Here is a 24,961-nt window from a genome sequence, read left to right as displayed (position 1 = left end):
CGGCCAGCCCCGCGCCCGGACGATCCCTCTCTCAGGAAAACCGCCCACCGGCGGACAAACGCTCTGCCCTAGCCACCCAGCGCTCACGACGGCTCGACCGTGGTGCCCATCTCCCGGACGCCAGAAATGATGAAACAAGCCTGTCCCCAACCTTGTCGTTCGGGAATCACGCCGTAAAACTTCAGGCTTGGGCTAAAGTTATTGCAGGGGCATCCAATGAACAAACTCGTTCCCGTGCTCGGCGCGCTGGCGCTGAGCGCATGTACCACCATTCCCGGCCTTGTGACGATGTACTCGTCCATGGGGAGCTCCTGGCCGGTGAAGCCGGTCGAGGCGTCTGACATGAAAGGGCAGGAAGGCACCGCGAATGTCGGCGACTTCCTCTTCACCCAACCGACTCGGCTCGCCATGCAAGCCAAGATTGAAGGCGACCACGAGGTCTTCCAGGTCAATCGCGACGGCACCCGCGGCCAGATGATCCCGGTGCTTGAGGACAACCCGCTCGGTGCGGTCACCGGTTTCCCGCGGGGCGTGCTGCCATTCTGCGCTTACCGTCCGACGCTCGACAAGCGGAGCAACGTGCTGGACCAGCGCGTCCTGCGTGTCTGCCTTCTCGACACCGATGCCGACATGGTCTTCGACCGGCCGCTCTTCGCCGCCGTCGCGGGGCAGGGCACGGGCGGCGCCCTCTCCATCGGCCAACAGCTGCCGATCATGCTCAACGGCCATCCGGAGATTGCGATTTCGTATACGGTCGAAGCAGCCGACACGGCAGAGTTCGTGAACATCGGCCCGATGATCGAGAAGGGCCCGCTCGGCAACTACTTCTTGTCCTTCGCCATCGAATTTGACGGCCGCCCGGTCAGCCTTGATGAGAGCGGCAACTACTCAGGCCGCAAACTCGCCAGCACAACCGATGTCAACAACGCCTACAATGTGAAGTTCGGTCCGGCAGACCTGCCGGTCACCCTTGATGTCGCCGGCGCGACCGTCACGGTGCTGAGCATTGACGAGCGGGAAGTCCGCTATCGCATCGAAGAACCGTACAAGCCGAATGAGCCGTTTCTTCTCGGCTACGCCGCCGAGCCTGGCTACAGCTCGAAGAAATAAAGGCGGCGACAACAAAAAGGGGAGCCTCGGCTCCCCTTCCTTTAGCCCTTCGGCTTCGCCACGGTCTCCAACGCCAGGGCATGCAGCGTGTCGCCCATCTTGCCGCCGAGGGCGCGGTAAACCATCTGGTGCTGCTGCACGCGGTTGAGGCCATTGAAGGCTGCGGAGACGATTCGTGCACGGTAGTGGTCGCCATCGCCTGCGAGGTCTTCGATCTCGATCTCGGCGTCAGGCATGGCCGCCAGGACCATCTCTTTGATTTCGGATGCTTTCATCGGCATGAGGCGGTCCTCTTCGAGGCGGTAGAGTTCGGGGATTGTGGCTTCGTGGCTGGCGGCGAGGCTGGTGACGCTGATGCGTTCCTGCCCATCGAGGATGATATCGTCACCACCGAAGATACCAAGACGGCTGGCCTGCAGCCCTGCCATGGCGGCTTTCAGGACGAAGTTATCCGCGTTCTCTGCAGGAACTGCTACGAGATAGCGGGCCTGGTCTTCACCGAACCAGAAGGCTGCCTTCCTTGCACTGACGGCAGTGGTGAGGGCGAGGCCCATGCCGCTGGCGAGGCACATTTCAGAGGCTGCCACAAGGAGACCGCCATCGGAGACATCGTGGACGGCTGAGACCGTGGCCTCCTCGATCTGCTTACGAATGAAATCACCAGTGGTCTTTTCGAGCTCGAGATCGACGGTGGGCGGAGCGCCTTCTTCGATGCCGAAGAGGTTCCGCATATAAAGCGACTGGCCCAGATGGCCGCGGGTCACGCCCACCGCGATGAGGGCGTCCCCGCTCTGCATGCCTGAGATTGTCGCACGCTTGGTGAGGTCACGGAGAATGCCCACCGCGCCAATCGCAGGCGTATGCGGAATGGGTGAGCCGTCGGTCTCGTTATAGAGAGAGACATTGCCAGAGACCACCGGTGCGCCGAGCGCCTTCGCCGCATCACCGAGGCCGCGGATACAGCCGACGAAGCCCGCCATGATCTCGGGCTTCTCCGGATTGCCGAAATTGAGGCAGTTGGTGATGGCCAGCGGCTCTGCGCCCACGGCCGAGAGGTTCCGGCAGGCTTCGGCCACGGCCTGTTTGCCGCCTTCATAGGGGTCGACGGCGCAGTAGCGCGGCGTGCAGTCGGCGGTGACGCCGAGGGCCTTGTTCGTTCCGTGTACCCGCACAACCGAGGCATCCCCGCCGGTAATCAGCGTATCGGCCATGACCGTGCTGTCGTACTGCTGAGTGATCCAGCGGCGCGAACACAGATCCGGCGAAGCCATCAGCTTGCGGAGCGCCAGCAGGATCGTGTCGCCGCCGGGTGAATCGGCAAGGTTCACCTCGACCGTCTCTTCCTCGATGCGGACCTTCGCAACAGCGCCCGCCGCTTCGAGGTTTTCGGCAGCCTTCCTGAACTCGCCGAGAACGCTTGCATCGGCGCCGAAGGCGGTCCGCGCATGGATGGTCAGCGTGCCCTTGCCTTCGGAGACACCGACAGCTCCGATGCCGTCCCTGCCGCTCAGGGTTTCGTCGATCAGGGCTTCCGCAACCTGTTCGAGGTCCTGATCGCCCTTGGTCAACGACACCTGCAGGTCGGTCAAGCTGGCCACCGGGTCGTCCAGCGGCGCAGGTGGCTTGAGCTCCGCCTGCGGACGGTCATAGTTTGGCGCTTCATCGGCGAGGGGGCCGAGAGGGAGGTCGCATTCGATCTCTCCCTTGTGCTCGATCACCAGGCGGCCGGTATCGGTGGTGTGACCGATGACGGCGAAGTCGACATCCCACTTGTCGAAGATCGCCCGGGCTTTCTCCTCAGCGCCAGGCTTAAGGACCATCAGCATACGCTCCTGGCTTTCGGAGAGCATCATCTCATAGGCCGTCATGCCCTCCTCGCGCTGGGGCACGTCATCGAGCTTGAGGTGGATACCGCCTTCGCCAGCCGCGAGGCCGCCGGAGGCCATCTCGACCGAGGACGATGTGAGACCCGCCGCCCCCATGTCCTGGATCGCGATGATCGCATCCTCTGCCATCAATTCGAGACAGGCCTCGAGCAGGAGTTTCTCCATGAAGGGGTCGCCGACCTGCACCGTGGGGCGTTTCTCTTCGGAGGCTTCATCGAACTCTGCCGAGGCCATGGTGGCGCCGTGGATGCCGTCGCGGCCGGTCTTCGATCCGACGTAGACGACGGGATTGCCCGCGCCCTTGGCGGCGGAGAGGAAGATCTTGTCCTGGTCCGCGATGCCGACGCACATGGCATTGACGAGGATGTTGCCGTTGTAGCGGCGATCAAAGCCCGTCTCGCCGCCCACCGTGGGCACGCCCATGCAGTTGCCGTAGCCGCCAATGCCCGCGACCACGCCGGAGAGGAGGTGCTTCGTCTTCGGATGATCGATGGCACCAAAGCGCAGAGCGTTCAGCAGCGCCACCGGCCGCGCACCCATGGTGAAGACATCCCGCATGATGCCGCCAACGCCGGTCGCCGCGCCCTGGTAGGGCTCGATGAAGCTCGGGTGATTGTGGCTCTCCATCTTGAAGATGGCTGCCTGGCCGTCGCCGATATCGACCACGCCCGCGTTCTCCCCGGGGCCGTGGATGACCTGGGGCCCCTCGGTGGGCAGGGTCTTCAGGTGCCGACGGGAGGATTTGTAGGAGCAGTGCTCCGACCACATGACCGAGACGATGCCGAGCTCGAGAAGGCTCGGCTCGCGTCCGATCGAGGTCTTGAAGCGTTCGTATTCTTCGGGCGTCAGGCCGTGTTCGGCGATGGTCTCGGCAGAGTGGGTCATGGGCAGGGAATGCCCCTTACGGCCCCCGCGCGCAAGGGAGGGTTAGTGCCCGAAGAGATGCGCCGGGTCGAGGGCGACCCCCGCCAGGTAGCGGTGCAGGTGATGGATCACGAGATAGCTTCCCAAGAGCCCGAGGCCCAGCGCACCGAGGTCCCCGACCAGTGATGTTCCCTTGGGCCCGGTCTCTCCCCGCATTGCCACCGCGATCCGGTCTAGGATGCCGTAGCTGAAAAAGGCGCCGAAAAGGACGACGGAACGCACATCGCCATTAGCGAGCAGGTGGGCCAGCCCGAACAGGATCGTGCCGACGACCATCGGGTGCCCGACGAAGGATTTGATCCTGCCTGCGGGGAGATAGGCTGCCGAGAACAGGATGAAGGACAACACCATCAGGATAACCGCTGCGCCCGGCCCCCATTCAGGCGGGGTGTAGACCGGCTCCATCGAGGCCTGCCGCCAGCCCATGATGATCAGGACGAAGCCGATCAGCGAGATGACTGAATAGAGGCCCTTGTAGGACATCTCCCCGATCTGTTCGATCAGCGCCTGACGCGTCCCCCGCGCGAAGCCGGTGAAGAGATGGGTGCCCATGAAGATGGCGAGCCCGAGATAGAGAGCTGTCATGCCTGCCTCCTGTCTGGCCAAACGGTAAGGGAGTTCCCACCTGCTACCCAGCACGAAGCGCAGGAGCGCCCCATCCCATGCAATCTGTTAGAATTATTCGGACCATTCTGGGCGCCGCCCTCCTCGTCGCGATTGCAGGATGTGCCTCTGGCAACGAAATTGAAGCTGAAGTTTTTCTCCACGAGAAGCTCGGGGCCCTGCAGGCAGAGCGGGCGGACGTGCCGGGGTTCGCCATGGCGGTGGTTCTGGAAGACGGCAGGGTGATCGGAGCAGGGACGGGCGTCGCCGATCCCGAGGGACGGGCGATGACGGCCCGGACGCCTGTGCGCATCGCCTCGATCACCAAGACCTTCGTGGCGGCGGCGATCCTGCGGCTCCATGAGGATGGGCAGCTTGACCTCGACGCGGCCATTGCCAGCCTTCTCGAACCCGAAGTCGCAGGGATGCTTCGCGCCGATGGATACGATTCCGGGACGATCACTGTCCGGCACCTCCTCATGCATGCAGGAGGGCTCGCAGACCATGCGAGCACGGACGACTATCTCGAAGCGGTGTTCTCCGAACCTTCGAAAGTCTGGACCCCCGAAGAGCAGGTTGCGGTCCTCGTCGAGGCAACCGACCCTCTAGGGCCGCCAGGCAAGGCATTCGCCTATTCCGATACCGGTTATGTTATTCTCGGGATGATCCTTGAGCGGAGGACGCACGAATCCCTGCCCCAAGCGGTCAGAAAACTGACGAAACTTGACGAGTTAGGGCTCGACGGAACCTGGTGGGACGGGTTCGAGCAACGGCCTGCCGGCATACCGGACAGGGCCCATCAATTCATCGATGGCGATGACACCTATGCGGTTCACGGATCAATGGATGCTTTTGGCGGAGGGGGCCTGATCGCGAGCGCGGAGGACGTCGCGCGGTTCTACCACGCTCTTTTCTCGGGGCGGATCTTCGAGGATCCGGCGACGCTCGAGCTGATGACCACGGCGCCTGGCCATCCTGAAGGGAGTCCCTATCGCATCGGGCTTTTTTCCGGGGAGATCGAGGGCCACCGGGTCTTCAGCCATGGCGGCTTCTGGGGCACCTATGTCGGTATCGATCCCAAGACGGGCAGGGTCGTCGCTGGCGTCGCGCTTGACCAGTCGGGCTATCAGGACATGCGAGCGGTTCTGGTCGATACGCTGCTTGCTCGACCAGAACCCAAGTCAGATCGATAGCGCTCCGAGCGATATACTGTTCGTGTGCGCCGCACCAATTTCGGTGAAGCGGTCGAATTGAGCGATGAACCGGGGTGATGGCCCGCGGCAAGGCATGCTTTCATTCACCTCCGAGGCCGTCCGAGGAAGAGGCGACCCGAAACCGTTAGGGACGAACATGACTGGAAGAATGATGCGTGCAGCGTCCGCGCTGGCGCTGGCAACAGGGCTGGTTGCGCCACATGCCGTGGCACAGACCTGCCAGACACCGACGCCGGTTTTCGCGGACGAGTTCGACGGAACCTCTCTCGATACCTCGAAATGGGAGCCGATGATCGGCGACGGGTGCGACTACGGGATCTGCGGTTGGGGCAATAACGAGCTGCAATACTACAAGGCCGAGAACGCGACCGTTTCCAACGGCACGCTGAAGATCACGGCGAAGAAAGAGCGGACCCGAGGCTCCCAATACACCTCGGCCCGTCTGCGTACGGCGAACATGCCGAACAGCGGAGAATGGACCAATGGCCGCTTCGAGGCGCGGATCAAGTTCCCTGCTGGCGCAGGCATGTGGTCTGCGTTCTGGATGCTGCCGACCGATCCTGATGTCGGATGGCCGACCTCCGGCGAGATCGACATCATGGAAGCCGTCGGGCAGGATCCCGAGAACATCTTCGGGACAATCCACTACGGCAATGCCTATCCCGATAACGAGTTCTCCGGGAATGGCATTCGCAAGGCCCCCGATACGTGGGCGGACGATTTCCACGTCTACGCCGTCGAATGGACGCCGAACGAGATGCGTTGGTACATCGACGACATTCTCTACTCGACCAAGACGCCTCAGGACCTGAGCGATCCGAGCTTCTGGACCTTCGAGAACTATCAGTACCATTTCCTCCTGAACCTGGCGGTCGGCGGTAACCTCGGTGGCCCGGTCGACGACAGTGTCCTGCCAGCGGTGATGGAAGTCGACTATGTCCGTGCCTATGACTTCGGCCACGCGGCCCTGGAAGGACCGATCATCGTCAATCCGAACGAGCCCGCCACCTACCAGGTGGTGAGCGAGAAAGGCACGGGATCGAGCTACGCATGGACCGCGCCGACAGGTGAGACCTCTTCCTCGTCGAGCTTCACCGTCAATTGGGCGGCCACCGGCGGGGTTGTGACGGCCAACGTCTCCAACAGCTGCGGCAGCCGCGACCTGGCTGCGGACGTTCATGTCCTTCCGGTTGTCAGCCAGGAAACCATCCTCGACAATTTCGAAGGCACGCAGAACTGGACGTATACAGAGTTCACGGGAACGTTTGACCAACAAGCGGCCAATCCGGGCGCGGATACGGTGAACAGCTCCTCCACGGTCGGAATGTACACGCGGGACTCCGGCTCGCTCTACGACGTCATCGCCGGAAGCACCGCGGCAGTGCCGGACGCGGCGCCTTTCCTCACCGGGGACAAGGCTTTCTTCCTCGACGTCTTCACCGCTGCGCCGATCGGTACGGAAATCCTGGTGCAAATGGAGGACTCGAGTGTCGCCAGCCCCACCAACTATCCGACCGGGCGACACTCGAAATATGTTGCGCACACGGAAATCCAGAATGGATGGCAGCGCCTGCGCTTCAACCTGGCAGAACGGATCGACGCCGGGACTGCGGATAACGCCGTCGATAGCCTCGTTGTCCTGATCGCCCCGAACACCAATACGGGTGATACGTACTATATCGACAATTTCGATATATACGGCACGGGTGGAGGCGATGGCGGTGGCGACCCGCCTCCGCCTTCGGAGGACCCGACCAGCGTCGTGGTCAGCTCGGTCACCACGGGGACCCAAGGGGCGGGCAAGGGCCAGAAGCTCGGCACCGCGACGGTGACGATCACGGATGATCTCGGCAATCCCGTCGAAAGCGCCTCCGTCAGCGGCCAGTTCTCAGGCAGCTGGAACGAAACCGCCAGCGGTGTCACCGGCGCCGACGGAACCGTGACCTTCACGACCTCCACCTCGCAAGGCGGCAAGGTCACCGTCGATTTCTGCGTCTCGGACGTCACGGCAACGCTGCCCCTCGATCCGGCGGGCAGCACCGGACTTTGCCAGTAACGTCCGGAGGGGCCGGAGCAACCTTCCCGCTCCGGCTCCGCTCCTTCCCGGCCCACGCGCCGATGGCGGATCACGTTCGAGGCGCCTAGGGTTTCCTGAGCCACGGTCGTTCTCGCCTACATAGCCACCGCAGTCCTGTTCACGGCGCTGTTCACGCCCGCAATTACGGCTTGCCACTCTGGGACATGCTCTTCGGGACCTTCGCCAATCCGAAAGAGGGCAGGGTCGAGTACGGGTTCGAGCCCGAGAACGCGCTCCGCATCAAGGATATGCTCCTGATGCGGAAGGTCCAGGACTAGCCGAGCGCTGCGATCAGCCGTTCGAAGAAGACGCGGCCATCGGCTCCTTCGCCCATCGCGCGCTCCGGGTGGGGCATCATGCCGAGTGTCCGGCGGTCTTCAGAGACGATGCCTGCGATGTTGCGGGCGGAGCCGTTGATCGGTTCGGCATAATGGAAGGCGATGCGACCGTCGCCTTCAAGCCTCTCGAGAACGTCCGCCTCGGCCTGGTAGTTGCCGTCATGGTGCGCAACAGGGAAGGTCACGTAGTCGCCCCGGCTGTAGCTGCCGGTGAAGGGGCTGTCCGTGCTGCCCACGCGCAAGGTCACGTCGCGGCTGATGAAGTGCTGGTTCGTGTTCGACATCAGCGCACCGGGCAGGACGCCGGCTTCGCACAGGATCTGGAAGCCGTTGCAGATGCCAAGGGTCGGCCCCCCCGCTTCAGCGCGCCGCTTCACCGCGTCCATGATCCTTGTGCGCGCGGCGATCGCACCGGTGCGTAGGTAGTCGCCATAGGAGAAGCCGCCGGGCAGCACGACCAGATCGAGGCCATCCGGCAGCTCGGTCTCGGCATGCCAGATCATCTGCGGCTCATGACCGGTGACGTCGCGCAAGGCGACCTGGGCGTCGCGGTCGCAGTTCGAAGCGGGGAAAACGATGACGGCAGTCTTCATGGCCGCCCCTTAGGCGTGCTTCTCCCGTTGCGAAAGGGCTAAGCAGCACGGCCCTTGCGTATCCGCCGCGCCGCCAGGAACGCCATACCCGCGCCCATCAATGCGAGCCCGCCGGGGGCGGGCGTCTGCGCCATGGCGGTTGCCACTTCGCGATTGACCAGGAACTCGACCCCTGTGCGGCCCCTGTTTTCGAAGAACACGAGGGTGAAGGCTTTCAAGCCTCCGCCAAGGTCGGCGGTCTTTGACGTCGAGCGAAAACCCCGGCGCCCGCGATGCTGGGAGACGAGCACATCGTCGATCGTCAATTCGAAGCCATCATCGCTGGCAACGGTGAAGAGGTTCTCGCCCGCGGACAGGTTGATCATGCCCGTGAACAGGAATGCCGAGGTCTCGACCGAGAAGTCTTTCCCGGTCAGGCTTGCAGCGTCGTCGTCGAGGAAATCGCTGAGGAGGACGCCGCTGCGCTGCTTCTGCTGGTCGAGACCCCGGGGGTAATCAATGGCGCTGACGTCGAACTGCGCGTCGGAAGCGCGGGTGTTGATCAGGCGAAGGGCGTCGTCCACCGAACTGAGCGAACGATCGCTGTCCCAGACCTGCCCCTTCACGTCCAACAGGATCGGGGCCGCGCTGGCCGCGTTGGCAAGGGAGGCGAAAACGAAAGGGAGGGCGGCAATCGACTTGTTCATCAAGCTACTCCTGAAACCACGCGCGCGGTCTGTGGGCGCGGGAGGGAAGGCGTAGTCACAGGTGGCTTCCAGACATTAAAAAAGGGCGCTCAAAAGCGCCCTTTCGTCTTCAAGAACAGGAGCCTCGCGGCTTACTTGATCTTGCCTTCCTTGAACTCGACGTGCTTGCGCGCGACGGGATCGTATTTCCGCACGACCATTTTCTCGGTCATGGTCCGGGTGTTCTTCTTCGTCACGTAGAAGTAGCCGGTTCCAGCGGTCGAGTTGAGGCGGATCTTGATGGTTGTCGGTTTGGCCACGGGGTCACCTTGAAAGGATCGGAGAAATCGGAAGCGCGGCGTTTAAAGGGTCGTGCGGCTGAGTCAAGCGAAAGACGTTCATTCTTCGCAAGGGGGAAGGCTGGCAGGTCGGCCCGGATGCCCGTCACCGCATGAGCTTACCTGATAATCTTCTCGACGCTGGCCAGAAGAAGACGGAAATGGTCCCACTGCGCCTTCGTCCGGGGGGGCCTTGGGACAGGATCATGAGCAAAGCACCAAGAAAGCCGTTCGTCATCCACGGCGAAGAAATCGCACCGGGGCGTCGCAGGACCATCGACATCCCCCTCAGCCGTCTGGCCGACCACACCCGGATGCATCTGGGCGTGCAGGTGATTCATGGGAAATCCTCCGGCCCGGTTCTGTTCGTCTCAGGCGCCATCCACGGCGACGAGATCATCGGGGTGGAGATCATCAGGCGCCTGTCGGAGGTGAAGGCCCTGTCCCGATTGAAGGGGACGCTGATCCTCGTGCCTATCGTCAATGCTTATGGCTTCATCACACACAGCCGCTACCTACCGGACCGGCGTGACCTCAACCGGAGCTTTCCGGGTGCGGAGAAAGGCTCTCTCGCCGCACAGCTCGCGCATATCTTCATGAAGGAAGTGGTCAGCCGCTCCGACTTCGGGATCGACCTTCACAGCGCCGCGGTCCACAGGGACAACTTTCCGCAGATCAGGGCCAATCTCGGCAATCCCGAGGTTCTCGCCATGGCCAGGGCGTTCGGGGCAACGATCATGCTCGATAGCCGGTTGCGTGACGGCTCGCTGCGCGCGGAGGGGCAGGAGCGCGGCTGCGATATCCTTCTCTACGAGGCCGGCGAGGCCCTGCGCTTCAACGAGACGGCGATCAGGATCGGGGTCAAGGGTGTGCTGAACGTCATGCGCCATAAGGGCATGCTGCCGCCGAGCAAGGGTTCGAAGCCTGCCGCCGAGCCGATCAGGACCGCGCGGAGCCATTGGGAACGCGCACCTATCGGCGGCATCATGCGGGCCTATCGGGGACTCGGCGATAGTGTTGACGCCGACGAGCTTCTGGCCGTCGTCTCGGGTCCCTTGGGGGAGGACGAGATGGAGGTCAGGGCACGGAGCAAAGGCGTTGTCATCGGCAGGAGCAACCTGCCGATCGTCAACCGCGGGGATGCGCTGTTCCATATCGCCGAGACCGGCAGGGGGACCGACGTGGATGCGACCCACGACGCCATCGAAGCCGCGGTGGAAGCGGACCCCCTGTTCGATGGGATGGAGATCGTCTGCGCACCTGAAAACATGCGAATGGCTCTCAGAAGTATTGCAATAGATTCGCAGGATCACTGAGACCGTTTCTTAAAAGCACGTGCAGAGATGATCCGTGTCACGCTCTTGTTTTTCGGGAACTACTCTTGTAACTAAATGTTGGCCTGAAGAGACATTTTTGAGGAGCCGGATCATGCATTGCCAGACCTGCGCATTCTACAACGAGAGTGGCAGCGAGTGCCGCCGCTACGCGCCGCAGCCTGCCGAGAACGAGAAGAAAGCCTCTTGGCCGACGGTGGCCGCCACCGACTGGTGCGGCGAGTACAAAGAGGATCCGAACAAGGCCAAGAAAACGGCCTGACGCTCGCGGGTAGCGAAAACCCGTAGGAGGAGCCGGCCCGGCGTGGCCGGCTTTTTCATAGGCGCTATAGCTCGCTCGCGCTCGCTATTTGAGCGCGGGCTTTGTCGGCGCGTTGCGCCTGCGACACTTGCCTAGCGCTGCTGTCTCTTCGGGCTGTGGGGGTTCGCCGTCGCCGGCACGAGACGGGTTGGGCGGAGCACGCGAGTGAAGCCGCGAAGCGGCGAAATCGAGCCAGCGCTCGAATAGGCCCGCGGGCAGCGAGCCGGTAGCGCTTCGAATAGCAGGATTGCGTCTGAGAACCGATCTTAACTGGGCTTGCGGCGCAGATGAGAATGATTATTATCTACGCATGACTGACCAAGACGACCTCCTGTTCCTCTCGCATCTTCGTGCCCATGGCTGTGATTGCGCGCTGCGCCGCGAGCGTTCGAAGGAAGCGCTTGCCGCGGAGCCTGGCCGCGCTGCCGGGCGGGTGGCCGGATGGGCGCTGGGGCGCACGCTGGATCATCTGCAGCGCTTCGGTCGTCGCGGTTGGAGCGTCTCGGACAGCATCGTGCCGACCGCGCAGGAGCACCGCCTGATCCAGGTGATCCGGGCCTTGGCTGCTTATGACTATGAAGGCGCCAAGCAGGCCGCGCTCTGGCTTGTTCCGGAGAGGGAGGTCGCAGCGCTTCTTGACCGTGCCGCGCCCTTGACGGTGTTCTATGCTCCACGGGGAGAGGGACGCCGGGCTGCCCAGGCATAGAGCGCAAGGCTCAACCCAACAGCGAACAGAAGGCCGTTCGGCCCTAACGTGCCGCGGACGAAACCTGCTGCAATCGGGCCGATGACGGCGCCTGCGGCGTAGGCGAACACGAAGCCGGTATTCGCCGCCGCCAGCTCGTGCCCTTTGTACCGGTTGCCGATGACCACGAGCCCTGCCGTGTAGATGCCTCCGACCGCCCCGCCCCAGACGAAGAGCACCGCGAAGAGAGCCCAGACGTGCTCCTGCACTGCCGGGATCAGGCAGGCGAGAGCTGCCCCTACAGCGGCGCATCCGGTCATGACGCGCCTTGCCGGGAACATGTCGGCAAGCTGGCCGACCGGGAGTTGTGCCGCCAACAAGCCGAGACCGTAGACCGTCACGGACTGAGCTCCGATGGCGACGCCGTGGTTGAGCTCGAGCGCCAGCACCGGGAGAAAGATCAGGACTGCGCTCTCGACACCGGCGAACATGGCGGAAGCGCCGAAGATCACGGGTGCCGTCTTCATGGCCGCGAAGATCCCGCTCGTGTGTTCGCCGTCGAACTTCGGCGCGCTGGCAAAGAAGAGAGGGATGACCGCAGAGCTGAAGACGGTCGCGCCGACGAGGATCGGCAGGAAGCCGTCATAGCCCGTGGTCGCGAGAATGAAGGGTCCGGCCGCGAAACCCAAGGCAAGGCAGGTCGCGTAGATGCCGATGATCTTGCCCCTGATCCGGTCGGGGGCGAGGCCGTTGATCCAGATTTCCGATCCGGCGAAGAGGCCCGCCCCGCCGATCGAGAAGATGAAGCGCAACGGATACCACATCCAGATCCGCTCCCCGGCCCAGAAGACGGCGAGATAGGGGATGACCATGATGAGGACGCAGATGATAAGGAACGGCTTGAGGCCGATCCTGGCGATCACCCGAGGATAGAACGGGGCGCCGATCAGGGCCGAGATGGCCGCGACCCCAGTCTGTAGACCGATCTCCTCGTCACTGACGCCGTAGCTGTCGAGGAGGAAGGAGAACAGAGGCAGGGAATGCCCGAAGCCCATGCCTGCCACGGAGATCGCGACGATCGCCGCGATGAGGCTCACAAGCGGAATGCGTTCCTGTCCGGTGTCGCTGACGGCGCTCATAGTCCCATCCTCTGGCGGACCTGGTGAGCGGGACCGCGTGCCGGTGCCCTAGATAAAAAAACGGCGCGTCGGCAAGGCCGCGCGCCGTTTCTCGGGAGGATGACGATCCGGCGGGGGCTAAGGCCGCCGGATGGCCAGCAATCACTCAGCCGAAGCGATGACGACTTCCTTGATCTTCGAGCGGCTCATGCGGCACTCGATGATGACGTCTTCGCCGCCAACGACGTTGGCTTCGAGGGTCAGGACGCGGTTGCGGTTGCCCTTGTCGTCAACGAAGTCGAGGTTGAACTCGGCGTCGCCGAGAAGCCCGGCCTCGACGATGGCGGCGCGGCAGTTGTTGATGTCGTCGTTGAGCGAGCCAGCGTGGGCGATGCCAGCGGCCGCGAACAGTGCAAGGGTAGCGGCAGTAGCTTGAGCGATTTTGGTCAAGGGACCTCTCCTCGTTTGTGCGTTGCAACCGAATTAGAAATTCCCTGTCATAAAATCAAATGCAAGATCGGAAGTTTCGTTATAGGATGGGTCTATGACACGAACGCGCCTTGAAGACCTCGATCTGAACCTGATTGTGACACTCCATTGGCTTTTGACAGAACAATCTGTCACGCGTGCAGCGGCGCGGCTCGATGTGTCGCAGCCCACTGTCAGCCATGCGCTGGGGCGTCTGCGGGACCTACTGGGCGACCCGCTCCTCATCAAATCCGGGCGCACCATGCTGGCCACGAAAAAGGCGGAAGCGCTGCAACCGCGCGTAGCAGAAATTGTCGACCGGATGCGCGACCTCCTCCTGGAGGAGGAAAGCTTCGATCCGGCCAATCAGAGCGGAAGATTCCGAATAGCTGTCATAGACAGCGTCGGTGCCGTGGTGATCCGCGCCTGGCAGAAGGCAGTCCAGCCCGATGCTCCGAACCTCGAACTCGACATCCTGCAGCCTGCCGTGCCCCAGGCGCAGGACCTGATCGCGGGCAAGATCGATGCGATCATCCTGCCCGAGCCCAAGATGCTGCAGCTACCGCCGGGCGTGAACGTCGATGAATTCGTGCAGCGGCCGATCTTCGAGGAGCATTACGTGACGGCCGTCCGGCGGGACCATCCGCTGGCCAACGGCATGGACATCGAAAGCTATGTGAAGGCCGACCACATCCTGATCAATCCGGAGGGCCTCGATGTCGGCGCGGTGGACCAGGTGCTTCATGCGGCGGGGATGAAGAGGCGTATTGCTTTCCGGACCGAGACATTCCTGCTGGCGCTCGAGGTCCTGGAGAACTCTGACTGCGTGCTGACGGCACCGGCCACGCTTTTCAACTTCTCGCGCGGGAAGTTCTCGATCTTCGATTGTCCGGTGAAGGTGCCGAGTTTCAAGCTGTTCATCGGCTGGCATCCGAACTGGACCCATGACCCGCAGCATCGCTGGGTCAGGGAGCGGCTGATCGCCGAGATGATCCGGATGGCTGAGAATTGCTCGTTGTCAGGAGGCCCGAGAGCCTCCTGACGTCGCAACGAGTTGGCGTTTGGAAGAGGGGAGGACTACGCCGCGTCGTTGCTGGCGATGACACGCGGGCCGTCCTGCTCATCGGTCTTGCCGATGGCGATCTTGCGCGGCTTCATCGCCTCTGGGATTTCGCGCTGCAGCTCGATGTTGAGCAGCCCGTTTTCCATCGTGGCACCACGCACTTTCAGGTGGTCAGCCAGTTGGAAGCGGCGCTCGAAGCTGCGGCCCGCGATACCTTGGTGAAGGAATTTCCGCTCGACGCCGTCATCTTCCTTGCGCGAGCCCGAGATGCGTAGGGCGCGATCAGTGACTTCGATCTCGAGCTCGTCCTCGGAGAAGCCTGCCACGGCAAGGGTGATGCGGTAGTCGTTCTCGCCCAGAACTTCGATGTTGTAGGGCGGATAGCCGGTGGTTTCGGCTTTCGAGAGGCCGTCGAAGAGTTCGTTGAACAGTCGGTCGAAGCCAACGCTCTGACGATAAACGGGGGTCAGGTCATAAGTTCTCATGTCATCCTCCATTGAGCAATGATCGCGCCTTGCGGCTGAAGCCGGGCCCGTTATGGCACCCGGCACTCGTTGAGGTGGGCAGTCTACTTGTCTGTTCAAGACCCTGCGAGTCGATTTCTTTCTGTCTGGACGTCCCTCTTGCCGCGCGCGGGGAACCCGGTAAGCCGTGTGCAACTCAATCTGCGAGGAAACGCCGATGACCATGAGACTTCTCCTGACCACCGCATTGGCCTTCGGGCTCGTCGCCTGCTCCGAAGACCGAGAGGCCGAGGTCGAGACCAATGCTGTCGCAGCCGCGGAAACGATGGAAGCGGCAGCTGAAACCGCCGCAGACACCGCCTCCGAGGCTGCCGAGGCTGCCGGGGACCGTGCCTCTGCCATGGCTGAAGGGGCCGCCAATCGCCTCGCCCTCGAGGCCGCCGTGCGCAGTGACCTGCGCAGCCCGGAGGCCAAGGCGCGCGACAAATACCGCCACCCGGTCGAAACCATCCTGTTCTTCGGGATCGAGCCGGATGACGTGGTGGTCGAGGTCTGGCCCGGTGCCGGATATTACACGGACATCCTCGCTCCCTACCTCGCGAGCGGCGGCGGCAAGCTCTACGCGGCGAGCTTCAACCCTGAGAGCGAGAACCCGCGGATCCAGGAGGCACTGGCGAATTTCAAGGAGAAGTACGTCGATCATCCCGAGGTCTACGGTGACGTCGAGATGACGGTCCTGGCAGCTGACCGCCAGGAGATCGCTCCGCCGGGATCGGCCGATGTCGTCGTGACATTCCGCAACGTCCATAATTTCGAGATGGGCGGCTGGTCGGAGGAGGCCTTCGCTGCATTCTATGATGCGTTGAAGCCCGGTGGCACGCTCGGCGTGGTCGATCACCGCCTTCCCGAGGATCGCGACAAAACCCTCGAGAAGTCCTCGGGCTACATCAAGGAGTCGACGGTTCGGAAACTCGCCGAGGATGCCGGCTTCGTTTTCGACGCCTCGAGCGAGATCAACGCGAACCCGGCGGATACGGCCGATCACCCCTTCGGTGTCTGGACGCTGCCGCCGAACTCGCGGACGTCGGGCCGTGACGGCACGACCCCTGAGGGGTTCGATCCCCAGAAATATCTCGATATCGGCGAGAGCGACCGGATGACCCTTCGCTTCGTCAAACCGATGGAACCGGAGGAATCGCTGCTTGAGTAGCGCAGCCGACGGCCTGCGTGAGGGTGCCGAGAAGGGCTTCGTTTCGTCCTTCGACGGTGTCCTCCGCATCGAATGTACCGAGGACGGATCATCGCTCTGGATAGACGGGCGGGGGGATTCCCCTTCCGTCTCAGAGAAGGCGCCGCCGGAACTCGAGGGCCGGTTCTGCCTCTGGCGCGGCGAGGTGCCCGTTCTGCGGTCCGTGCTCCTCGGCCAGCGCAAGCTGGAAACGGCGCTGATGGCCGGTCAGCTCAAGATTTCCGGCGACATGGCCGTGATGGCACGCCTCGAACTCGGAGAACCGACGTGAGCGACATACGCGTCATCAAACCACCCACGGTCCCGATGCCCGAGGGCGTGACCGCACATGCCGTGAAGAGCGAGGACGGGGCGATCATCCGTGTACTGCATTTCGGCGGTACGGGAGAGCGGGGCACGGTCCTCTGCGTTCCGGGTTGGGCCGAGCCCGCAGAAAAGTACGGCGAGGTCGCGCTTGATCTCATCGACCGGGGTTTTGACGTCTGGTGCATGGATCCACGGGGCCAGGGCCTCTCTCAACGCCTGCGTGAGGATGACGCCCGTGGTCGCTTCGACAGTTTCGACAAGCACATCGCGGATCTCTCGGCCGTCGTCGATTATCTGGATGCTGACCGGCTGGTGATCCTTGCCCATTCGATGGGTGGGCTCGTCACGCTGTCCTGGCTCGCCGAGGGCGGCAAGGCCGATGCCGTGGTGCTGTCGGCGCCTGCGACCCGGATCTTCCCGGCCATGTGGCAGCGCGCCGGGGTGAGGGCGCTTGCCGGGGCGCTCTGCTCGGTCGGGCTCAAGGACATGCCGCTGTCCAAGGAAGGCGGCGAAGCGATGGAGTTCGAAGGCAACACGCTCACCTCGGACCCCGAACGCCATGCGATCCTCCGCGATCTCCTGATCGCTGACGAAGCCCTGACCCTGCCGCGCACCACTCCGGCGATGGTCGCCGCTATGCACCGGCAGCAGGCGCGCCTCCATCAGGAGGGTGCGCTCGACAAACTCTCCGTACCCGTCCTGATCGTCAGCCTGCCCGATGACACCTGGGTCGATTCGTCAGACCACGAAAATATCCGGAAGCTGGCCAGGGATTGGATCACCATCACCGAGGTTCCGGGGTCGAAGCACGAAATCCTGATGGAGCGGGATGAGTATCGCGACGCGTTCTGGGACGCGTTCGATGCCCATATCGCAGCGCACCTGCCTCAACGCGAGGCGGACAGCACGTAGGAGCCGCCTGTCTCCTCAACAGCCTCGCCATCGAGGACGAGGTCCAGCAGGGCCATGGTTACCGAGGAGGCACCAGCGCCGGTTTCGGCGATGATCCTGTCACGGTGGGTTGGCGTGAAGCTCAGAAGACCGACGATCTCTGACCGGAGACCGTCCTGCTGGCCTTCGTCTTGATCTGGCGAAACATCCCAGCCCAGGCTCGAGGGCTCGAACAGGCGGCTCTGGGCCGACATGGTCTCCAGCTCCGAGATGATGTCCTGCGTATCCCGCACGAGGATCGCTCCCTTGCGCAGGAGGCCATTTGTCCCGCGGCTGCGCGGGTCGAGTGGCGAGCCCGGCACTGCGAACACATCGCGTCCCTGCTCCGCAGCCAGTCTCGCCGTGATCAGTGTACCTGATCGCTCAGCCGCCTCGATGACCACGATGCCGCGGCTCAGACCGGAGACGATCCGGTTGCGTTTCGGGAAGTCTTGCGCCCGGGCGACCATGCCGAAAGGCTGTTCGGAGACGATGAGACCGCGCTCGGCGATATCCGCATAGAGAGCCTTGTGCTGGGGCGGGTAGATCTGGTCGATCCCTCCTGCGAGGACCGCGATCGTCCCGGCATCGAGCGCCGCTTCATGGGCTGCGCCGTCGATGCCGCGGGCGAGGCCGGAGACGACAACGAACCCCGAATCCCCGAGATCCTTCGCGACGGTGCGGGCGAAGCTCCGGCCTGCCGCCGAGGCATTCCGGGCTCCCACGATCGCGACGCATGGTTTTCCAGCGAGTTCGGCGCGCCCGCGCATCGCGATGACCGGGGGCGCATCGGGGATCGCGGCGAGCTGTTCGGGATAGGCTGCTTCGCCGAGGGTGACGTAATCGATGCCAAAATCCGCAGCGACCTGCAGCTCTCGCTCCACATCCCGCGGATGCGCCAGGGTCACGCCCGGCCGACCGGCTGCGGTGGCGAGATCGGGAAGGACTTCCACGGCCTTTTCAGCCGTTCCCATTCTCCGCATCAGCTCGGAGTAGGTCAGTGGCCCGATGCCGCGGGACCGGAAAAGCTGAAGCCGGGCAAAGCGTTCCCGGTCATTGATAACCTGCGTCATGAGGTATTCTTGGCAGGAGAAGGTTCCCGGCACCAGCGCGTTGAGCCGCTGGAAATGCTCTTGAGTTACCTTGTTCGGCGACGCTCGGGCGCCCAAGCTGGCAGAGGGAAGAACGGTGGGACGGATCGATGGCCTTTGACGCCGAAGCGACGAAGCGGTGCTCGCTCATGACGCCGGACGCCATGGCGGAAGCGGACCGGCGGACGATCGCGGCAGGGACGCCCGAAACCACACTGATCGACCGGGCTGCTCGCGCGAGCCTGCGCGTCCTGCGATCCGAGTTCACCCGGCGTCCGGTGACAATCCTTTGCGGCCCCGGCAACAACGGCGCAGACGGCCTGCGTCTCGGCGAAATGCTCGTTGATGCCGGATGGCCTATCGAGGTGATCTGCCTCGGGGAACCCCCATCAGCGGAACGGCACAGGGGCTTGGACGGCAGGCTCAGGCCGACCGGCACATTCGCGCCGGGCCCTGGGGCGCTGGTGGTCGATGCGCTGTTTGGCGCCGGGCTTTCGCGGCCCGTTGAAGGCGAAGCACGTGCGCTGATCGAGAAGCTCGAATTCGCGGGAGCATCCGTCCTGTCGATCGATCTTCCGAGCGGGATCGACGGGGCGACAGGGGAAGTTCTCGGCATTGCTCCGCAGGCTGACGTCACGGTGACATTCCATCGGCTGAAGCCGGGACACCTCCTTGGCGAGGGGGCGAGGCGATGCGGCAAGGTCTTCTGTGCGGACATCGGACTTCAGTACCGGGAGGGAGACGCATCAGCCCTGCACAATGCGCCGGAACTCTGGCGTCACCTACTGGCCAACGGGGCGCGAGAAACGCACAAGTACGAGAGGGGCCATACCGTCGTGGTCGGCGGGCCCGGTTTCATGGGGAGCGCCTCGCGGCTGTCAGCATACGGTGCGAGTGTCTCGGGTGCGGGGGCGGTGACCTATCTCGCGCCCCTGTCGAGCGCCGAGTTTGCCGGCACGGTCTTCGATGCCGTCATGGTCAGGCCCATGACCGGCCCCGAAGCGCTCGAGGAGCTGGCCGAGGGCAAGGCGTCGTCGATCGTCATCGGCCCTGGAATGGGACATGGCGCACTTTCCCGTGACTGTCTGCATACGGCGCTCGCGAGCGGCTTGCCCTGCGTTGTCGATGCCGACGCGCTGACGCTTTACGAGGACGAGCCGAGCAAACTGTTCTCGGCGCTGCACGAAGGCTGCGTCCTGACCCCGCACGAGGGAGAGTTCGCCCGCCTCTTCAAGGGAGTCGAGGGCGACAAGCTCTCCCGTGCGAAGGCGGCAGCCGCGCGCTGCGGCGCCACCGTGCTGCTCAAGGGGTCGACGACCGTGATCGCAGGCGATGGCTTGCCGGTCATCAATACCAATGGCAGCCGTAGCCTCGCTACGGCCGGATCGGGAGATGTCCTTGCGGGGTTGATCGGCGGAATCCTGGCCCAGAGCGTCGCGCCCCGGGAAGCCGCTGCTGCCGGTGCCTGGATCCATGCCGAAGCGGCCCGCAGTGCTGGCCCCAGCCTCAATGCCGACCGGCTTCCGCGCCGCATCGCTGGCGTGATTGACCGGCTTGTCTCTTAGGCATCGACGATCCGCTCGAAGCCGCCGAAGATCATTCGCGACATATCGAAAAGGCCCTCATGGCCCTTCATCGCTTCGTCCTCCATGACCTTGGGCCAGGCGGCGTCCCGGACCTGCTTGGACGGCCACAGAATGGTCGAAACGACAACAGTCTCATCAGCCTTGCGGGCGACGGCCCGGTGGAAGTCCGTCTGCTTGCCCTCGGGCACGTCATCGGCCCAGTTCTCCGTCACCGCGAGGGCGCCGTGTTTCCTGAAAACCTCCGCCGCCTTGCTGCTTTCTTCGATATAGCGCTGCTTGTGCGCGGTCGGGACCGGCGAGACGGCAGCTTCCAGATAGGCCATGGGTTTTCCTCCTGCCGTGCTGAGTAAGCGCGCTCGCCCGGGTCGGGACAAGCCTCCGACGCAGCGCTCGACAGCCGCGCACAGACGCCCTAGATGCCCGGCTCCCCATGTGCGGATGTGGCGGAATTGGTAGACGCGCCAGATTTAGGTTCTGGTGTCTTATGGCGTGGAGGTTCGAGTCCTCTCATCCGCACCATTCATGGTCGGCCTGCCGCTTTTTTGTTTGAGGCCGCGCTCTTCGGTATCTGACCTCATCCGCACCGTGCACGATGTTAAGGTTCCTCTGCTCCGGCTTCGGGTGCCTTGCAGAGCGCTCAGAGCGCCGGCTCCAGCGTGCTCATCAGGGATGGGTCTTCGAAGAGGTCGAGAAGGCCCAAGGTCCTCACGAGCTGCGGGTCGATGCCCTGCTCGACGAGGAAGCCATCCATGATGATGTCGAAGGCCTCGTCGATGCCGCAGAAGCTGGCGATGCTGCGGGCGTCGGGGATCACTCGGGTGCGGAGATCCGAGACGATCTGTTCGAGGTCCCGCTTCGCCGAGACGACGGCGAGTGCCGTGAAGAGATCAGGCTGCGTCCTCAGGTCCGTGCGGAGTGTCCGCAGCCGCCGGACTTCGCCCCGGTTTCTCCTGACGAAATCGCGCTGCAGCTCATCGGACTTGTAGACGAAGTAGGCGCGTGTGCAGGGCTCCGGCGTCGTTGCACAGGCGGACAGGATCGCTGCGCAGCTTGCGGCGAGAAGGAATGAGCGCATGGAAGAAGCCCTTTTCTCTTGATGCTGATGGAAGCTAGCAGAGGGCTGGCGGGACCGCTACCGGGCCTCTGCGGGGTATTACTGCTGATCCTCCGTCCACCAGAACGGCGCGAGCGGTTTCTCGGACGGCCAGATACGGGTCAGGGTCTCATCGTCGTAAAGCTCGCCGTTCTTCATCACGTATTGGATGTCCGAAGCGTGATCGATCGTCTTGCGGGGGTCGCTGTTGAGGACCACGAGGTCGGCCAGTTTGCCTCTTTCGATTGAGCCGAGATCCTGCTCGACGCCGATGATGGCAGCACCGTCGATCGTCGCGGCACGGAGGATCTCCGCCGGGGTCATCCCGCCCATCTCGTGGGCGCGCATCTCCCAGTGATAGCCGAGGCCCTGGAGCTCGCCATGACCGCCGATTCCGACAAGGCCGCCGGCGCGTTGGAGCGCGGCGACGCTCGCCGCTGCCTCCTTGAAAGCATATTCATCCTCCCGCGCCCAGGTCGAGCGGCGCCGGGTCAGGACGTCGATCCGGTTCTCAGGATAGAAACGGGCGAGCTTTTCGTCATCATGGGGGTCTTCGTTCGTGAAGAAGAAATTCACGGCACTGATGGCCTGATACTGCACGAGGAGGGTCGCCGTGTAGGCGGTCTTTGTTTTTGCGTAGAGATCGATCACATCATCTCTCAACGGAACGATGGGCAGTGTGTGCTCATTGCCCCACATGCCGTCGATGGCATGGGTGATATCCAGGCGCATATCCGAGCCGCCCTCGGTGGTTGGCAGGAGGCCCAGTTCCTCGGAGGCGAGCACGACCCACTGGCGCTGCTTCCTGTTGCCGGCGAGATAGGACTTGATATTCCGAGTGCGGTAATGATCGGAGTAGCGGCGGAGATAGGCGCGGGTCCTCTCATAACTCTCGAAATCGGTGTTGGAGAAAATGCCGCGCCCGGTCATGAAGGCCCGCTGGCCCGTCGAGATGCCCGCATCGACAAAGTCGCTATAGGTGAAATAGTCCTTATGCGCCGTTTGCACATCCAGGCCCGACGTCACGCCATAGGCGAGGTTGGCGGCAAGGGACCAGTTATGCGGCTCCAGCACGTCTTGGGTCCGGAACTCCCAGTGTGCGTGGGTGTCGACGAGGCCGGGGATGATGAACTTGCCGGACACGTCGATGGTCTCGGCGTCCTCGGGCGAATTGAGGGAGCCCTTCTCGCCGATCGCTTCGATGCGGTTATCGACGATCAGGATATCCGCATCCGCGATGCCTTCGACCATTTCCTCCGTAGACGAACCGGCCATGGTGATAATGGTCGCGCCGGAAAGGAGGATCGCACCTTCGGGCGTCGCGCGGGGCTTCTCGACAACGATCTCGCGGACCCTGACGGTCGGCTCGTCCTCGAGGACCTTCGTGCCGTCCTGTTCGTCGGTCTCTTCTGACTCGCCGTTCTCCTCTTCGGGCCCGGTGAACGGGATGTCGTCGAAGTCCATGCGGTAGACGGTCGAACCGATCGCCCAGAAGACCTCTTCACCATCATCGCTCCAGCCGATGAAATCGGCGCCGATGTCGGTGAGGCGGGCGATGGGCATAGAAGGGCCCCGGACATTGACCTGTGGGGTCGTGGCGCCAAGGGCCGGGATCGGCACGACCCAGACCTGCGCATTACCGAGCGCCACCGCATGCTCCCCTCCCGGATGAACGACGATGCGCTCGGCGAAGGCTTCGTCCTGGCTTGGTCGGCCGGTCGGAACGTTGACCTTGAGGTGCGTCTGCTGGTCGCCGCCGTCGAGGGTCATGGAGAAGAGCTCTTCGCCGGAATAGGCGTAGATGCGGTCCGAGCCTTCAGCGAAGTGCGGCTTGCGCTCGCCATACTCGGCGGGGCGGATGACGGTGATCTCGCCACCACGGGCCGGCAAGTGGATGAACTCGAGGGGTGTATCGAGGCCGCCAAACTCGCTGAAGGTCCGGTGCCTGATCCATTCACTGCCACGCATGGCAATGATCGTCTGGCCGTCAGGCGACCAGTCGAGATCGCTGTAGTAGGCCGGGTGCTCGGTCAGGCGGCGAGGCGCGCGGGAGCCATTCGCCGGCATGCGCCAGATGTGGCCGCCTTCGCGATCGGACCACGTGACGAACGCCAGCTGTCTTCCGTCCGGGGACCAGACAGGGTTGAAGGCGAGCATGTTGCGGGTGTCTAGCTTGCGCGGCGCACCGTCACCTGCCGTTGGCGTGACGTAGATCTCTCCGAATACGGAGGCCGCAATCCGGCGCCCGTCAGGCGACAGGGCTGGATCATGCACGATCCGCGCACGGACGGGGCCAGTATCCACCCGGTAAGGAGAATTGAGGTCGGGGCCGATGTCGAGGGAGACCTCGGCAGAGAACGGAATCTCCGTGATTTCGCTGTCGTCCAACGCGATGCGGGCAAAGGCGCCGTCATGGTTGAGGATGATGCTTTCGCTATCTGCGGTGAAGGAGTAGCTGGGGAAGTAATCGCGGCTTGGCCTGCGGCCTTCCTGCGCATCGCGCTGGATGCCCGAGAGGAGTTCTCGGTCTTCACCGGTCTCAAGATCGCGAAGCCTCAGCCGGGACACCGCCTCGTCTCGGGTGATATAGGCGAGAAGGCGTCCGTCAGGTGACACAGCCGGTCGGAAACCGCCACCTGCGAGCTGGGTCATCGGCGCGACATAGCCAGTCCTTCGGTCGAGCCTGTGGACCTGCGCACCGGGAAAACTCCCATTCGTAGGAGCGCCGTAATAGAGATGGCGCCCGTCCGGGCTGAACACCGCGCCGAGGCCGTCGATGGCTTCGCTCTCGTCCGTACCCGGCTTTTTCGAGGTGAGGGAGACGCCACTGCCGCCGTCCTTGTGGTAGAGGGCAAGCTGCGGCTCCTTGCCGAGTTCGGTGACGAGGATGAAATCGCCATCCGGGCTCCAGGCCGGGGAGACGATCCGTGTGCGGCTGAGGTTGCTGATTTTTCGCGCGTTCTCGCCAGCGGCATCGGCGACCCAGAGATTGTCATTGCCGTCGCGGTCGCTGATGAATGCGATCAGGCTTCCATCCGGAGAGAGCGCGGGCTGGCTGTCATAGCCAAGGCCGGAGGTGATCTGCTCCGCTTTGCCGCCAGTGGCAGGGACCCGGTAGATGTCGCCGAGCAGCTCGAAGACAATGTCGTCGTCCCCGGTCAGGTCGAGGGAAAGCCAGGTGCCTTCCTCCACCGTGAAATCGAGCTTGGTGGTCTTGCCCTCGAGGGGAAGGGACGCCTTCGCATCCTCCCGCGCGATCTCTGCCTCCGCGTCAGCGATTTCGGTCTCCTGCGCCATCGCCCCGGCGTTGTCAGCCATCAGGAAGGTGCACAGGGCGAAGGCCGTCGTGGCTAGCAAATGCTGGTTGGTCATGGGTCCACCTGAACACTTACGGAGGGGCAGGGTTGGGCCGAAAACGCGGCGGGTCAATCACGCTCACCAGTGGCGCTTCACGAAGGAAATCCCGGCCTCCGGCCCCGGACCGGCGAGCCTCTCCGCGGTTTCAGCCCGCCCCCCATTGAAACT

At 63.4% G+C, this 24,961-nt stretch carries 23 protein-coding genes and 1 tRNA gene; 12 read left to right on the top strand and 12 right to left on the bottom strand.

From position 1 onward, the window contains the following. Positions 1-216: 216 nt before the first annotated feature. Positions 217-1,110: a hypothetical protein gene (locus IE053_RS06180; protein WP_189573394.1), complete on the top strand. Its 894-nt coding sequence runs from the start codon at positions 217-219 to the stop codon at positions 1,108-1,110. Between the two features lie 41 nt (positions 1,111-1,151). Here the strand turns inward: IE053_RS06180 and purL are convergent, their stop codons facing one another. Both purL and IE053_RS06160 read right to left on the bottom strand, forming a co-directional pair. Then, complete coding sequence (gene purL / locus IE053_RS14620) at positions 1,152-3,881, bottom strand: phosphoribosylformylglycinamidine synthase subunit PurL (protein ID WP_308430431.1); 2,730 nt, start codon at positions 3,879-3,881, stop codon at positions 1,152-1,154. 42 nt (positions 3,882-3,923) lie between these two features. Then, complete coding sequence (locus tag IE053_RS06160; protein ID WP_189573392.1) at positions 3,924-4,505, bottom strand: NnrU family protein; 582 nt, start codon at positions 4,503-4,505, stop codon at positions 3,924-3,926. Between the two features lie 77 nt (positions 4,506-4,582). On the opposite strand from IE053_RS06160, the gene IE053_RS06155 reads away from it, so the two are divergent. Together IE053_RS06155 and IE053_RS06150 are read left to right on the top strand one after the other, a co-directional pair. Continuing rightward, positions 4,583-5,716: a serine hydrolase domain-containing protein gene (locus IE053_RS06155; protein WP_189573389.1), complete on the top strand. Its 1,134-nt coding sequence runs from the start codon at positions 4,583-4,585 to the stop codon at positions 5,714-5,716. 157 nt (positions 5,717-5,873) lie between these two features. Next, positions 5,874-7,793, top strand: coding sequence for a family 16 glycosylhydrolase (locus tag IE053_RS06150; RefSeq protein WP_189573388.1), 1,920 nt, complete (start codon positions 5,874-5,876; stop codon positions 7,791-7,793). Between the two features lie 295 nt (positions 7,794-8,088). Here IE053_RS06150 and purQ read toward each other — a convergent pair whose 3' ends face one another. From purQ to rpmG, 3 genes are all read right to left on the bottom strand, one after another. Continuing rightward, positions 8,089-8,745 carry a phosphoribosylformylglycinamidine synthase subunit PurQ gene (gene purQ, locus IE053_RS06145; RefSeq protein ID WP_189573386.1) on the bottom strand — a complete coding sequence of 219 codons (657 nt, stop codon included), beginning with the start codon at positions 8,743-8,745 and terminating at the stop codon, positions 8,089-8,091. 38 nt (positions 8,746-8,783) lie between these two features. Beyond that, the gene (locus tag IE053_RS06140) at positions 8,784-9,431 is read right to left on the bottom strand and encodes a PA14 domain-containing protein (RefSeq protein WP_189573374.1); all 648 of its coding nucleotides are present in this window, start codon (positions 9,429-9,431) and stop codon (positions 8,784-8,786) included. A gap of 131 nt (positions 9,432-9,562) precedes the next feature. Then, positions 9,563-9,730, bottom strand: a complete 168-nt coding sequence (gene rpmG, locus IE053_RS06135; protein ID WP_173197016.1) for a 50S ribosomal protein L33 — start codon at positions 9,728-9,730, stop codon at positions 9,563-9,565. Positions 9,731-9,861: 131 nt separating this feature from the next. On the opposite strand from rpmG, the gene IE053_RS06130 reads away from it, so the two are divergent. The 3 genes from IE053_RS06130 (at position 9,862) to IE053_RS06120 (ending at position 12,089) form a co-directional block, all read left to right on the top strand. After that, on the top strand, positions 9,862-11,064 hold the full coding sequence (locus IE053_RS06130; RefSeq protein ID WP_229786076.1) for a succinylglutamate desuccinylase/aspartoacylase family protein: 1,203 nt from the start codon (positions 9,862-9,864) through the stop codon (positions 11,062-11,064). A 112-nt stretch (positions 11,065-11,176) separates the two neighbouring features. Then, entirely contained in the window at positions 11,177-11,344 is a 168-nt protein-coding gene (locus IE053_RS06125; RefSeq protein WP_189573371.1) for a hypothetical protein, read from the top strand. Positions 11,345-11,693: 349 nt separating this feature from the next. After that, on the top strand, positions 11,694-12,089 hold the full coding sequence (locus IE053_RS06120) for a hypothetical protein (RefSeq protein WP_189573368.1): 396 nt from the start codon (positions 11,694-11,696) through the stop codon (positions 12,087-12,089). On the opposite strand, the gene IE053_RS06115 is transcribed toward IE053_RS06120, so the two are convergent. Both IE053_RS06115 and IE053_RS06110 read right to left on the bottom strand, forming a co-directional pair. After that, positions 12,047-13,207, bottom strand: coding sequence for an MFS transporter (locus IE053_RS06115; RefSeq protein WP_189573366.1), 1,161 nt, complete (start codon positions 13,205-13,207; stop codon positions 12,047-12,049). The genes IE053_RS06120 and IE053_RS06115 overlap by 43 nt on opposite strands. Before the next feature lie 141 nt (positions 13,208-13,348). Beyond that, entirely contained in the window at positions 13,349-13,636 is a 288-nt protein-coding gene (locus IE053_RS06110; RefSeq protein ID WP_189573363.1) for a hypothetical protein, read from the bottom strand. A gap of 94 nt (positions 13,637-13,730) precedes the next feature. Here IE053_RS06110 and IE053_RS06105 point away from each other — a divergent pair, with 94 nt between their 5' ends. Continuing rightward, positions 13,731-14,696, top strand: a complete 966-nt coding sequence (locus tag IE053_RS06105; RefSeq protein WP_189573360.1) for a LysR family transcriptional regulator — start codon at positions 13,731-13,733, stop codon at positions 14,694-14,696. Between the two features lie 35 nt (positions 14,697-14,731). On the opposite strand, the gene IE053_RS06100 is transcribed toward IE053_RS06105, so the two are convergent. Further along, positions 14,732-15,202: an Hsp20 family protein gene (locus IE053_RS06100; RefSeq protein ID WP_189573357.1), complete on the bottom strand. Its 471-nt coding sequence runs from the start codon at positions 15,200-15,202 to the stop codon at positions 14,732-14,734. Positions 15,203-15,398: 196 nt separating this feature from the next. Between IE053_RS06100 and IE053_RS06095 the strand changes: the two genes are divergently transcribed. From IE053_RS06095 to IE053_RS06085, 3 genes are read left to right on the top strand one after another with little or no spacing between them, the layout of a single operon-like run. Then, on the top strand, positions 15,399-16,391 hold the full coding sequence (locus IE053_RS06095) for a class I SAM-dependent methyltransferase (protein ID WP_189573354.1): 993 nt from the start codon (positions 15,399-15,401) through the stop codon (positions 16,389-16,391). Continuing rightward, positions 16,384-16,701, top strand: coding sequence for an SCP2 sterol-binding domain-containing protein (locus IE053_RS06090; protein WP_189573351.1), 318 nt, complete (start codon positions 16,384-16,386; stop codon positions 16,699-16,701). Before IE053_RS06095 ends, IE053_RS06090 begins: the two co-directional genes overlap by 8 nt. Next, a complete protein-coding gene (locus tag IE053_RS06085; protein WP_189573348.1) occupies positions 16,698-17,648 on the top strand; it encodes an alpha/beta fold hydrolase in 951 nt (316 codons plus the stop codon). The genes IE053_RS06090 and IE053_RS06085 overlap by 4 nt, the downstream gene beginning before the upstream one ends. Here the strand turns inward: IE053_RS06085 and dprA are convergent. Next, complete coding sequence (dprA, locus tag IE053_RS06080) at positions 17,624-18,739, bottom strand: DNA-processing protein DprA (RefSeq protein ID WP_189573345.1); 1,116 nt, start codon at positions 18,737-18,739, stop codon at positions 17,624-17,626. The genes IE053_RS06085 and dprA overlap by 25 nt on opposite strands. A 128-nt stretch (positions 18,740-18,867) precedes the next feature. On the opposite strand from dprA, the gene IE053_RS06075 reads away from it, so the two are divergent. Then, on the top strand, positions 18,868-20,322 hold the full coding sequence (locus IE053_RS06075) for an NAD(P)H-hydrate dehydratase (RefSeq protein WP_189573331.1): 1,455 nt from the start codon (positions 18,868-18,870) through the stop codon (positions 20,320-20,322). Here IE053_RS06075 and IE053_RS06070 read toward each other — a convergent pair. Continuing rightward, positions 20,319-20,666 (bottom strand): DUF1428 domain-containing protein, encoded by a 348-nt coding sequence (locus IE053_RS06070; protein ID WP_189573328.1) that lies wholly within the window; start codon positions 20,664-20,666, stop codon positions 20,319-20,321. The genes IE053_RS06075 and IE053_RS06070 overlap by 4 nt on opposite strands. 111 nt (positions 20,667-20,777) lie before the next feature. Here IE053_RS06070 and IE053_RS06065 point away from each other — a divergent pair. Beyond that, positions 20,778-20,862, top strand: a tRNA-Leu gene (locus tag IE053_RS06065). A 118-nt stretch (positions 20,863-20,980) separates the two neighbouring features. On the opposite strand, the gene IE053_RS06060 is transcribed toward IE053_RS06065, so the two are convergent. Together IE053_RS06060 and IE053_RS06055 are read right to left on the bottom strand one after the other, a co-directional pair. Next, positions 20,981-21,418, bottom strand: coding sequence for a hypothetical protein (locus IE053_RS06060; protein WP_189573325.1), 438 nt, complete (start codon positions 21,416-21,418; stop codon positions 20,981-20,983). Positions 21,419-21,496: 78 nt separating this feature from the next. Beyond that, the gene (locus IE053_RS06055) at positions 21,497-24,808 is read right to left on the bottom strand and encodes an amidohydrolase family protein (protein ID WP_189573323.1); all 3,312 of its coding nucleotides are present in this window, start codon (positions 24,806-24,808) and stop codon (positions 21,497-21,499) included. Between the last annotated feature and the right edge of the window lie 153 nt (positions 24,809-24,961).

This window comes from Parvularcula lutaonensis, from assembly GCF_014651915.1.
In the GTDB taxonomy this organism is placed as follows: domain Bacteria; phylum Pseudomonadota; class Alphaproteobacteria; order Caulobacterales; family Parvularculaceae; genus Parvularcula; species Parvularcula lutaonensis.
The sequence above is the reverse complement of the archived record's forward strand: the minus strand, read 5'-3'. Positions and strand labels throughout refer to the sequence as shown.

Excerpts from the sequence above, each read along its gene's own strand:
- IE053_RS06180 (WP_189573394.1), top strand. The coding sequence starts at position 217 with ATGAACAAACTCGTTCCCGTGCTCGGCGCGCTGGCGCTGAGCGCATGT.
- purL (WP_308430431.1), bottom strand. The coding sequence starts at position 3,881 with ATGACCCACTCTGCCGAGACCATCGCCGAACACGGCCTGACGCCCGAA.
- IE053_RS06160 (WP_189573392.1), bottom strand. The coding sequence starts at position 4,505 with ATGACAGCTCTCTATCTCGGGCTCGCCATCTTCATGGGCACCCATCTC.
- IE053_RS06155 (WP_189573389.1), top strand. The coding sequence starts at position 4,583 with ATGCAATCTGTTAGAATTATTCGGACCATTCTGGGCGCCGCCCTCCTC.
- IE053_RS06150 (WP_189573388.1), top strand. The coding sequence starts at position 5,874 with ATGACTGGAAGAATGATGCGTGCAGCGTCCGCGCTGGCGCTGGCAACA.
- purQ (WP_189573386.1), bottom strand. The coding sequence starts at position 8,745 with ATGAAGACTGCCGTCATCGTTTTCCCCGCTTCGAACTGCGACCGCGAC.
- IE053_RS06140 (WP_189573374.1), bottom strand. The coding sequence starts at position 9,431 with ATGAACAAGTCGATTGCCGCCCTCCCTTTCGTTTTCGCCTCCCTTGCC.
- IE053_RS06130 (WP_229786076.1), top strand. The coding sequence starts at position 9,862 with ATGAGCTTACCTGATAATCTTCTCGACGCTGGCCAGAAGAAGACGGAA.
- IE053_RS06125 (WP_189573371.1), top strand. The coding sequence starts at position 11,177 with ATGCATTGCCAGACCTGCGCATTCTACAACGAGAGTGGCAGCGAGTGC.
- IE053_RS06120 (WP_189573368.1), top strand. The coding sequence starts at position 11,694 with ATGACTGACCAAGACGACCTCCTGTTCCTCTCGCATCTTCGTGCCCAT.
- IE053_RS06115 (WP_189573366.1), bottom strand. The coding sequence starts at position 13,207 with ATGAGCGCCGTCAGCGACACCGGACAGGAACGCATTCCGCTTGTGAGC.
- IE053_RS06105 (WP_189573360.1), top strand. The coding sequence starts at position 13,731 with ATGACACGAACGCGCCTTGAAGACCTCGATCTGAACCTGATTGTGACA.
- IE053_RS06100 (WP_189573357.1), bottom strand. The coding sequence starts at position 15,202 with ATGAGAACTTATGACCTGACCCCCGTTTATCGTCAGAGCGTTGGCTTC.
- IE053_RS06095 (WP_189573354.1), top strand. The coding sequence starts at position 15,399 with ATGACCATGAGACTTCTCCTGACCACCGCATTGGCCTTCGGGCTCGTC.
- dprA (WP_189573345.1), bottom strand. The coding sequence starts at position 18,739 with ATGACGCAGGTTATCAATGACCGGGAACGCTTTGCCCGGCTTCAGCTT.
- IE053_RS06075 (WP_189573331.1), top strand. The coding sequence starts at position 18,868 with ATGGCCTTTGACGCCGAAGCGACGAAGCGGTGCTCGCTCATGACGCCG.
- IE053_RS06070 (WP_189573328.1), bottom strand. The coding sequence starts at position 20,666 with ATGGCCTATCTGGAAGCTGCCGTCTCGCCGGTCCCGACCGCGCACAAG.
- IE053_RS06060 (WP_189573325.1), bottom strand. The coding sequence starts at position 21,418 with ATGCGCTCATTCCTTCTCGCCGCAAGCTGCGCAGCGATCCTGTCCGCC.
- IE053_RS06055 (WP_189573323.1), bottom strand. The coding sequence starts at position 24,808 with ATGACCAACCAGCATTTGCTAGCCACGACGGCCTTCGCCCTGTGCACC.